Consider the following 10034-nt stretch of genomic DNA (forward strand, 5'->3'; position numbering starts at 1 on the left):
GACTATTGGCGAGGCGACAGGCTCGGCCATGCCGACCAGATCGAAATCATCGTCATCAACGACGCGACGGCACGCATTGCGGCCCTGCAGGGCAATCAGGTCCACATGATTGACCGCGTCGAGCCGAAGGTCGTCGACCTGCTCAAGCGTAGTCCCGGTGTGACCATTCAGAACACTCCGGGACGAGGCTATTATTACTTCAACATGTTCTGCGACACCGCACCGTTCGATAATAATGATCTCCGTATGGCGTTGAAACTCGCCATAGACCGCGAGGAAATGCTGGACAAGATCCTGCGCGGCTACGRCTCGGTGGGTAACGACTTCCCGATCAATGCCTCCTACCAACTCTTTCCCGAGGACATCGAGCAGCGCGCCTTTGATCCAGACAAGAGCAAGTTTCACTACAAGAAGTCGGGCCACGGCGGACCAATCCTGCTCAGGACTTCCGATGCGGCCTTCCCGGGCGCCGTTGATGCTGCTCAGCTTTTTCAGCAGAGCTGTGCCAAGGCCGGCATCACCATCGACGTCAAGCGCGAACCGAGCGACGGATATTGGTCGGAGGTCTGGCGAAAGCAGCCCTTTTCGACCGGCGCCTGGAACGGTCGCTCGACGCAGGACCAGATATACTCGACTGCGTATTTGTCGACTGCGGCATGGAACGACACCCATTTTTCTAATGAGAGGTTTGACAAGCTCCTCATTGAGGCGCGTGCTGAGTTCGACCAGGAAAAGCGTAAGAACCTCTATCGTGAGATGGCCATCATCGTTCGGGATGAGGGGGGGACGATCGCGCCCGTGTTCAACCAGTACATCGATGCGACAGGCCCTGGCTTGATGGGTTTTGTGAAGAATCCTATGCGGGGATTGAGTAACGCGTCCGCGTTAGTGCAATGCTGGCTCGAAGGGTAAACCGAGTGCTTCCGAACTCGCCCGTTCGGAGACTGGTTGCCCAGCGTGTCGCGCAGGGCATTCTCCTCCTCTTCGCGGTCTCCGTGCTGATCTTCGGAGGCACTCAGATCCTTCCCGGCGACGTGGCGCAGTCTATTCTCGGGCAGTCCGCCACTCCCGAAGCTCTCGCCAATCTGCGCCAGGAGCTTGGGCTGAACGACCCTGCTTATCTGCGCTATTTCCACTGGCTTGGTGGCATCTTGACCGGCCACCTGGGTACCGCGCTCACTACGCGACAGGAGATAACTGCAACGCTGATGCCGAGGCTGTGGAACACGCTGTTTCTCGCATTCTGGGCTGCGGTGGTGTCGGTTCCGCTTGCGATAATCCTCGGGTTGCTGGCGGTACGCTATCGTAATGGTCCCCTCGACAAGGCGATCTCCGGTTTCGCGCTGGCTTCAACCTCGCTGCCTGAGTTCTTTTTGGGCTATCTGCTCATCTTGTTCTTTGCCGTGAAGCTGCAATGGTTCCCCTCAATCTCGACGGTGTATCACGGTCTGCCCTTTGTGGAGAGGTTGAAGGCGATCGTGCTGCCGGCAACCGCTCTGGTTTTTGTGGTCCTGGCGCACATGATGCGCATGACGCGTGCTGCTATTCTGAACGTGATGCAGTCCGCCTACATCGAAACGGCCGAACTTAAGGGGCTTTCCGCCCTCGATATTGTTCGCAAGCACGCTCTCCCGAATGCCATCGCGCCTATCATCAACGTCGTCGTGCTCAATCTTGCCTACTTGGTGGTTGGCGTCGTCGTGATCGAAGTGATTTTCGTCTATCCGGGTATGGGACAGTATCTGGTCGACCATGTCGTCAAACGCGACGTCCCGGTGGTTCAAGCAGTGGGTCTCATCTTCGCTGCTGTCTACATTGGACTCAACATTGTTGCCGACGTCGCCGCCATTCTTGCCAACCCGCGCCTGCGCCATCCGAAATAGGAGGGAACGATGCTCGGCCCTATGCGCGTCCCGTACGGGGCATGGATCGGCCTGATCCTGATGGGGTTGCTGGTAATATGCGCTCTGTTTGCGCCCTGGATCGCACCCTATGGCAATGGCGAGATCGTCGCCGACGTATGGGAGCCAACGTCGTCGGTGCACTGGTTGGGGACCGACAATCTCGGACGAGACCTGCTCTCGCGGATGATCTATGGCGCCCGACTTACCATCTATATCGCTGCCATGGCTACCGCCTTGTCCTTCTCGCTCGGCGCCATCCTCGGATTTACGGCTGCGGTCGTAGGAGGTAAGCTCGACATGCTAATGTCGCGTATTGTCGACCTTCTGATGGCGATACCGACGCTGGTATTCGGTCTTGTCGTCCTCTCAGTGCTGCCCTCAAACAACCTAACCCTCATTCTGGTCATGGGTATACTGAGTTCGACGCGGGTTTTCCGTCTTGCGCGTGCAGTAGCTGTGGACGTCAACGCTATGGATTTCGTTGAAGCGGCCAAGTTGCGAGGTGAGGGTCTCGGCTGGATAATATTTCGCGAGATCCTGCCCAACGCATTGTCCCCCTTAGTGGCGGAACTCGGTCTGCGCTTCATCTTTTCGGTGCTATTCTTGTCGGCGCTTTCGTTCCTCGGTCTCGGGGTGCAACCACCGGAGGCGGATTGGGGCGGCATGGTGAAAGAAAACAAGGATGGGATTGTTTTCGGTATTCCTGCCGCCCTCATTCCGGCTGCTGCGATTGCAGCGCTCGCGATCTCCGTCAATCTGGTCGCTGACTGGGTGCTTACCCGTACCACAAGCCTCAAGGGGGGGCGCGACTAATGGCGAAGGTTCGGCCAGCGCCGCAGCGAGGCGACGACACCCTGCTTGAGATCCGGAATCTCAGAGTAGGGGCAATAGCCTATTCGCCGGGCGAGAAGCCGCGCAACGTCACGATCGTGGACGGAGTGTCGCTGCTCTTGAAGCGTGGCAAGGTGATGGGGTTGATTGGAGAATCCGGCGCCGGCAAGTCTACTGTCGGCCTTTCTGCAATGGGTTATGGTCGCGGAGGCGTCTGCATCACTGGYGGCGAGATCCTGCTAAACGGCCGCGACATTCTTGCGGGCGGGGCTCAGACCTTGCGTAGGGTGCGGGGCAGGGAGGTGTGCTACGTGGCTCAGTCGGCTGCCGCGGCGTTCAATCCGGCGCATCGTCTGATGGACCAAGTCGTGGAAGCAGCGCTTCTGCATGGCGTCGCGACGCGGGCCGAGGCAGAGAAACGCGCCGTCGCCCTGTTCAAGAAGCTCAGTCTCCCCCACCCCGAAACGATCGGGCAGCGCTTCCCGCACCAGGTGTCAGGCGGACAGTTGCAGCGCGTCATGACTGCGATGGCACTGTGCTCTGAGCCTGACTTGATCGTGTTCGACGAGCCAACCACTGCTCTAGACGTGACGACGCAAATCGACGTTCTTTCTGCAATTAAGGACGCCATCCGCGATACCGGCGTCGCGGCGCTCTACATCACGCACGATCTTGCGGTGGTAGCCCAGGTCTCAGATGAGATCATGGTGCTAAGGGACGGCAAGACCGTAGAACTCGGCGAAACGCGGCAGATCATAAAGGCGCCGCGGATGGATTACACGAAAGCACTGGTTTCGGTTCGGTCGATAGAGCATGAGCAGAAGGCAACTGCGCCGAAGCCGGTGCTCTCGGTCCAGCATGTCACGGCCGCCTATGCCGGGGGTGCCGTAAAGGTTTTGCGGGATGTCTCAGTTGAAGTTCAATCGGGCCAGACGCTGGCCGTCGTGGGGGAATCCGGTTCGGGCAAATCGACGCTCGGCCGTGTCATTACAGGGCTGCTGCGGCCGATTGCCGGCAGCATCAACTTCGCCGGCCGCACACTCATGCCAGGGCTTGCCGAGCGCTCGATGGACGATCTGCGGGAATTGCAGATGATCTACCAGATGGCCGACGTGGCGATGAATCCGCGCCAAACGGTTGGCGCGATCATCGGCCGGCCGCTCGAATTTTATTTCGGCATGCGAGGAAAGCAACGCGATGCCCGGGTCGCCGAACTGCTCGACGAGATTGAGATGGGCAAGGCCTTCATCGAGCGCTATCCAGCCGAGCTCTCCGGCGGACAGAAGCAGCGGGTCTGCATTGCTCGTGCGCTGGCGGCCAAGCCCAAGCTCATCATCTGCGACGAGGTGACGAGTGCTCTCGACCCGCTGGTGGCTGACGGAATCCTGAAGCTGTTGCTTCGCCTGCAGCAGATTGAGGACGTGGCATACTTGTTCATCACGCACGACCTGGCGACCGTGAAAGCCATCGCGGATTCCATCGCGGTTATGTATCGCGGAGAGGTGGTCCGCTACGGCTGCAAGACGCAGGTGCTTACACCGCCGTTCGACCCTTATACGGACCTTCTGCTATCTTCCGTACCCGAGATGGACGTCGGGTGGCTAGAGCACGCGATTCCCACCCGCCGAATGGCAAGCGCGGGGAACTGAATTGACCTGCCGCCGGTCCGATATCAGTAAGCGCGCGCCCTTACAAATCTGAACTTCATATCTCGGATTTGGGTAATGCAAAACGGCGATGCCAATCAGCTTGCTCGGTTTATGCGTCTAGTAATCGGGAAACGCTGAATTTCTGCGCTCACACGACCAGTCCAGGAACGCAAACCTTCTTCCACCATAAGTTCCGAAGGCCGTCATGCGAAAGAGCGCCGGTCGTGATATCGCGCGCCTTTCGCGGCATTACAGGAAACGAGCAGGCGACGATTGAAGTGCGCCGACATCATCCATACCGCGACGTACTGTATCGTAGCCGCGTAAAAGCCTGGCGCTCCGCGGTGTGTCATCGATGACGTGGCTTTCGGTTGGCCTCACTTGTGGCTTCACGAACTGCGCCGGGATGACTGCAACGCACCTCCGAGTGTCTTCCGATGGAGTAGACCCTGTAGTCGGAGGTCTCCGGCTTCGGCTACCGTCAAGCTCGTCTACAACGAGAGCCACGACCAGCTCCATCTATCTCGCCACTTCGTTCGCCGCCTACACTTCGCCCCCAGACCCAAAGACCCTCAAGGGTTTCGCACCCTCCGAGTTCATCTGCAACGCGTGGCTGTCATAACCGGAACGATTCAAGCTCATCCGCTCCCGGCAAATGCCGGGACCAAACAACTAGGGAGACTTCGAGGGACTATCAGCGGTCACCCGGCGGGATTCTGCGCCAACCGCGGCAAATTGCCGATTTCGTGCGATCATAGGAGGGCAATTCGAGCAGCGCGGCACATGGAAACAGGTACTGATACTCAAATCAGTGGCCGCCTCGCCCGGGATTGGAGAACACCTCTTAATGAGCAGCATCCAAATGCATCAACAGTATCTCGGCCACCGCGTAGCTGCCGGTCGCCTGAGCCAGCGTGATTTTCTGCCGCTTGTCGGCGCGAAGAGCAACTATCGAAATAAGGACCGTCCCAATGTCGCATAAACTCGAATGTTTCAGCCGCAGTGTCGCCGAGGGCCGGCTGAGTCGACTTGAATTTCTTGGCATTAGCAATTGTAAAGGAGGAATGTAGATCGTGACGCAGGATTTGAAGGGCCGAACGGCGATCGTCACTGGATCGGGGCAAAATATCGGAAGGGCAATTGCTCTAACTCTGGCTCGTGCCGGCGCGAATATCGTGGTCAATGGGCTTCGCGATAAAAATAAAATCGAAGCCGTGGCAGCGGAGATCCGCGCGCTCGGTGTGGACTCTTACGCCGTGCTTGCAGACGCATCCGATCCAGAGGCAATTGCCGATGTCGTGAATGAAGCAGTTAAGCATTTCGGGGCGATCGACATCGCGGTATCGAACGTCGGGATCAGACCTCACCAAGCGTTCACAGATATATCTGTCGACGACTGGCAAAAAGTTATTAATGTTAACCTGAACTCTGCCTTCTACCTTGCGAAAGCCGTTGTGCCACACATGCGCAAGAAAAAGTTTGGTCGGATCATTCATCTTACGGGAGCCGAAGGGGTCATCCCAATGGCCAACCGCGCGCACGTCAACGTGGCGAAGGCAGGTATGACTATCTTGGCAAAATCACTCGCGCTCGAGTTGGGCCCTGAGGGAATTACAGCCAATTGCATATCCCCTGGCTGGATCGATACTGATCGGGACATGCAAAACTATCCGGATCTTCAAAACATATATCGGCATACAAGAGAAAAAACGCCATTGCGTCGCCTAGGCACTGTCCAAGATATTGCAAACACATGCCTGTACCTAGTATCCGGAATGGCTGAATACGTCACCGGGAACACTATCTACGTTGATGGCGGCGAGTCTATGCTGTAGCGCGATATGCGCCCCGGTGTTTCGACCGATTAGCCGGACGTCGTCAACAGACGTTTAAACGGGAAGAGTACAGCACCCAGGCCAAACCGGACGCTCGCTGCATCGACCTGATGTGGGGGAAGGGCATCCCCTCCCGGCATCGCAATGTGCCAAAGTGCGGCTGTCGAAAGTCACATGAGGAAGAACCGTCCATGGAGAAGGTTAGCGCAATCGATCTGGATGTCGCCAAGCACATCTTTCAGGTCGACGGCGTGGACCGTCGGCGGGCCTTACCAATGATGGGATGGTCCGCCCCACAAGAGCGACATCATCGATGCCGAAGCTATCGCCGAAGCAGCCAGGCGGCCGACGATGCCATTTGCCGCGAGAGCGAGGAGCAAGCCGACCTCCAAGCCTTGCATCGCGTGCCGACAGATGATCGGCACCCGAACTCCTCCGATCAACCAGATGCGAGCATTCTGTCGGGAATAGCATCGCATTGAGACAGGGAGCCGGACTGTTCAAGCTCGATTTGCCTCTGGTTCTCGATGACCTTTCTAAATGACCTCTCACCGGCAATGCGCAAACTGCTCGTGGACCTATTCGCCGATCTGCGCCAGTTGGAACAACGCATCAACGACATGCGACCGAGTGGGAGGCGCCAGTCTATCACATGCTGCACCACATGCTGGCTAATCCGGTCTATGCCGGCGCGTATGCCTTTAGCCGGCCTGGGGCGCGGGTTGTCATCGAAAGCCAGCGGGTCGTGCGCGACAGCCTGCCCGGAACAGGAATGGACGGGGAGGTCTGATCCACGATCACCACGAGGGATATATTTCCTAGGAGGGGTTCGAGAGGAATCAGCACCTGATAGCCGACAAAGCCAACGGAAAGAGCCATCTTGGTCGCGGAGTGATCCGCCGCGGCTGCGAGGCCTTGCTGCCTTGTCTTTTCCGATGTGCCCGCTGCGGCCGCAAATTGCGTACCGGGTACAGCGGCAACACCCAGCGCTATGTTTATCGTGGGGCATTCAGCGCTCAAGCTGCCGATACCTGCATTAAGTTTGGCGGCATGCGGGCTGACCGAGTCGTCGCCCCTGAGATTCTTGACCGCCTGTAGCCGCTCGGCATCGAAGTTTCGATGGAAGCGAGATCGAGCGCGATCTCGCCCGACGACGGCTTCCAGGAACAGGTCGACGAACAGCTTCGATCGCCTCCAATGACCCGCTGCACGGTCACCAGGAAGGCCGGTTCTTCCACGGCTACTACAACTGCTACCTGCCGCTCTTCATCTTCTGCGGCCGGCACCTGCTGGCGGCAAAGCTCAGGCGTTCCAACATCGACGCAAGCAAGGAAGCGGTCGAGGAGGTCGAGCGGATCGTGCGGCAGATCCGTAAGCGGTGCACCAAGGCACCTTTCCCGAAGCCGCCTAATGCGTGTATGGCGGTCAGGCGTTAGTCAGCGCGCCGGCGGCGATTACTGCGGGCTATCATAGCGGGTGACGGAGTAGAGTTCGCGAAGAGCGGGGATGACGAGGGCGATGTCCTTGTATGCCTCGTGCTCGATGAAGTGCGCGGTCTCGGGCCCCGGCCTGGGCTTGCCGAGGACGGGCCGCCCTTTTTTGTCGACGCAGTAGATCAGGATCGGCAGCAGCAGACCGTGGTTGGGGTTCTTGAGGTCGAGAAGCCGTTTCCAGCGTTTGATGTTGAGATTCATGGCCGCGTAGAACCGCTGGCACCACGGCCGTGGGTCGATGCCGCCGCTGGACTTGGTGGTGAAGCGGGGCTCATAATCCTGCGGTCTGTCGAACAGCGTCTCGTTGATCCGGTTGTGGATCCTGGCGAGGCTGGCAAACACAGCGTGATCGGTTACAGAGCCTTTGGCCAGGACGTCGCGCGGCAAGCCCATGAGCGGGCACATCTTGCGGGTCGGCGAACCGCGGCCCGGTGACCGATGCCGTTACGAAGCCATCCAGCGCCGACATGGTCCGCACAGCGCCCGGACCAGTGGTCGGGTCCGCCTTCGTCGGGCGGCCAATCGCTCGGCGGGCGGGAGCCCCCGTATCTCTTCCTCGATCCGGTAGATCGCCTGGATACCGGCCATCGCCGTCGTGCTGAGTGCGCATTTCGCAAAAGATCCCATGGGCTGGATGGCGGCCGGCGTTTTTGCAGAATGAGGTCGTCTCAACTCCTTCTGAAAGCGAGCCATGCATATGACTACACGACCCACACAGCCGATCGCCATCCGCACCGATCTTGGCGCAATTTTCGTTTCGATGGAACTCAGTCGTTCGAGCTGGCTTCTGACGTCATTGTCGCCGGGGAACGGCGAGAAGATGTCGAAGCATTCCGTGCCGGCTGGAGACTTGGTCGGGCTGTTGACGCTGTTCGGGAAGCTGCGAGAGAGATGCGAAGCAAAAACCGGGTGTGATTATCCGATCGTCTCCATTCAGGAGGCTGGCCTCGACGGCTTTTGGATTCACCGGGCGCTTGAGAAGGAAGGGATCGAAAGTCATGTCGTGGACCCGGCGTCGATCGCGATATCGCGTCGACGCAAACGGGCGAAAACCGACCGCATCGACGGTGAGGCGTTGTTGCGGACCTTGATGGCTTACAAGCGCGGCGAGCCACGTGTCTGCGCTATGGTTCGGGCTCCGTCGCCCGATGAAGAGGATCGTCGCCGAATTTGCCGCGAGCGCAAGGCACTCATCGCCGAACGCGTGACCCACGTCAATCGGATCAAGGGACTGCTGTTCTCACAAGGCGTCACGAACTATCAGCCGCTGCGCAGGGATCGGCGGCAGCGGCTCGAAGAGCTTCGGACTGGCGACGACCGTGCGCTGCCCGCGCATATGAAGGCCCAGATATGCCGGGAACTTGAACGGCTCGAACTTCTCATCGATCAGATCAAGGCTGTCGAGGAAGAACGTGACGCGCTCATTGCGGCGCAAGCTGCGGAGGCGAAGCCGTCAGCAGTCAAGCTGCTGCTCGCAATCAAGGGTGTCGGCGCCGAGTTTGCCGCCATCCTGTGGTCGGAGGGGTTGTTCCGGCATTTTGATAATCGCCGCCAGGTCGCCGCCTATGCCGGACTGGCTCCGACGCCCTGGCAGAGCGGCTCCATCGATCGCGAGCAGGGCGTCTCGAAAGCCGGAAATCCAAGGCTGCGGACAACGCTGATACAGATGTCCTGGCTCTGGCTGCGGCATCAACCGAGCTCCGCACTGGCCCGATGGTTTGGCGAACGAGTGCAGCGCAATGGCGGTCGCATGAAAAAATCGACCATCGTTGCATTGGCGCGCAAGCTGCTGGTCGCGTTGTGGAAGTATGCGATCTCGGGCGTGGTCATCGAAGGGGCGATCATGAAAAGCACCTGACGCCGACGATCTCGTAATTCCCCCTTTCCAGAAATCCGCCAGGATCCGATCAACTCCTGGCAGTTCCAGGTCGATGAACCGATGTCCGGCATGGCGAAATGCCGTCTCAAAAGAATGGTCTCGTCGTCCTGAGCCCCACCCGCCGCACGCGGGATATTGGTCCGCCCGTAATCCGCGGGCGACCGGATGTGAGTTGGACCAGGCTCGGCAAACGAGCCGCGTCATGCAGTTGGGCTCGGAACCTGGATACCGACGATTTGGAGAACGCAATGCTTCATCGATGACCAACTTGACACTTCAATGCCCATGTGAGCCGGACAGGGATTCCGCTAATTCCCGGACATCAGTTTCGCTAATGTCGGGACAGTTGTCGGGCGAAATGAGAAATTGACCCCCGAACGAAACGAAGAACTGACCCCTCTCTTTTGAGAGGAAGAATCGATGACGAGCGAGTTTTCATCGCA

10 protein-coding genes and 1 pseudogene are annotated in these 10034 nt (G+C 58.7%); 10 read left to right on the forward strand and 1 reads right to left on the reverse strand.

Features of this window, described 5'->3' with window-relative positions; genetic code table 11:
* The 9 genes and pseudogenes from LCM4577_RS24830 to LCM4577_RS24870 all read left to right on the forward strand — a co-directional run.
* A partial coding sequence (locus tag LCM4577_RS24830) for an ABC transporter substrate-binding protein (RefSeq protein WP_131803519.1) occupies positions 1–912 on the forward strand: 912 nt, incomplete at its 5' end.
* 5 nt (positions 913–917) lie between these two features.
* Positions 918–1883: an ABC transporter permease gene (locus tag LCM4577_RS24835; RefSeq protein ID WP_371410075.1), complete on the forward strand. Its 966-nt coding sequence runs from the start codon at positions 918–920 to the stop codon at positions 1881–1883.
* 9 nt (positions 1884–1892) lie between these two features.
* The gene (locus LCM4577_RS24840; protein WP_071073941.1) at positions 1893–2717 is read left to right on the forward strand and encodes an ABC transporter permease; all 825 of its coding nucleotides are present in this window, start codon (positions 1893–1895) and stop codon (positions 2715–2717) included.
* Positions 2717–4384 (forward strand): ABC transporter ATP-binding protein, encoded by a 1668-nt coding sequence (locus LCM4577_RS24845; protein ID WP_071073942.1) that lies wholly within the window; start codon positions 2717–2719, stop codon positions 4382–4384. Before LCM4577_RS24840 ends, LCM4577_RS24845 begins: the two co-directional genes overlap by 1 nt.
* An 847-nt stretch (positions 4385–5231) precedes the next feature.
* The gene (locus LCM4577_RS24850; RefSeq protein ID WP_371410076.1) at positions 5232–5366 is read left to right on the forward strand and encodes a hypothetical protein; all 135 of its coding nucleotides are present in this window, start codon (positions 5232–5234) and stop codon (positions 5364–5366) included.
* 91 nt (positions 5367–5457) lie between these two features.
* Positions 5458–6219, forward strand: a complete 762-nt coding sequence (locus tag LCM4577_RS24855) for an SDR family NAD(P)-dependent oxidoreductase (RefSeq protein WP_071073943.1) — start codon at positions 5458–5460, stop codon at positions 6217–6219.
* 191 nt (positions 6220–6410) lie between these two features.
* Positions 6411–6701 carry a hypothetical protein gene (locus LCM4577_RS24860; RefSeq protein WP_371410077.1) on the forward strand — a complete coding sequence of 97 codons (291 nt, stop codon included), beginning with the start codon at positions 6411–6413 and terminating at the stop codon, positions 6699–6701.
* 170 nt (positions 6702–6871) lie between these two features.
* Positions 6872–7009, forward strand: a complete 138-nt coding sequence (locus LCM4577_RS24865; protein ID WP_157900503.1) for a hypothetical protein — start codon at positions 6872–6874, stop codon at positions 7007–7009.
* 400 nt (positions 7010–7409) lie between these two features.
* Positions 7410–7595, forward strand: a pseudogene (locus tag LCM4577_RS24870) (transposase); the annotation flags it as partial.
* A 78-nt stretch (positions 7596–7673) separates the two neighbouring features.
* On the opposite strand, the gene LCM4577_RS24875 reads toward LCM4577_RS24870, so the two are convergent.
* A complete protein-coding gene (locus LCM4577_RS24875; protein ID WP_244508426.1) occupies positions 7674–8105 on the reverse strand; it encodes a YecA family protein in 432 nt (143 codons plus the stop codon).
* 304 nt (positions 8106–8409) lie between these two features.
* Between LCM4577_RS24875 and LCM4577_RS24880 the strand changes: the two genes are divergently transcribed.
* On the forward strand, positions 8410–9570 hold the full coding sequence (locus LCM4577_RS24880; RefSeq protein WP_198541085.1) for an IS110 family transposase: 1161 nt from the start codon (positions 8410–8412) through the stop codon (positions 9568–9570).
* Positions 9571–10034: the final 464 nt, after the last annotated feature.

Origin of the sequence: Mesorhizobium sp. LCM 4577, from assembly GCF_001854795.2 — a bacterium.
Taxonomy (GTDB): domain Bacteria; phylum Pseudomonadota; class Alphaproteobacteria; order Rhizobiales; family Rhizobiaceae; genus Mesorhizobium; species Mesorhizobium plurifarium.

Bases quoted from the DNA above. Each gene is read 5' to 3' on its own strand.
- LCM4577_RS24840 (WP_071073941.1), top strand. From the start codon at position 1,893: ATGCTCGGCCCTATGCGCGTCCCGTACGGGGCATGGATCGGCCTGATC.
- LCM4577_RS24850 (WP_371410076.1), top strand. From the start codon at position 5,232: ATGAGCAGCATCCAAATGCATCAACAGTATCTCGGCCACCGCGTAGCT.
- LCM4577_RS24860 (WP_371410077.1), top strand. From the start codon at position 6,411: ATGGAGAAGGTTAGCGCAATCGATCTGGATGTCGCCAAGCACATCTTT.
- LCM4577_RS24865 (WP_157900503.1), top strand. From the start codon at position 6,872: ATGCTGCACCACATGCTGGCTAATCCGGTCTATGCCGGCGCGTATGCC.
- LCM4577_RS24875 (WP_244508426.1), bottom strand. From the start codon at position 8,105: ATGGGCTTGCCGCGCGACGTCCTGGCCAAAGGCTCTGTAACCGATCAC.
- LCM4577_RS24880 (WP_198541085.1), top strand. From the start codon at position 8,410: ATGACTACACGACCCACACAGCCGATCGCCATCCGCACCGATCTTGGC.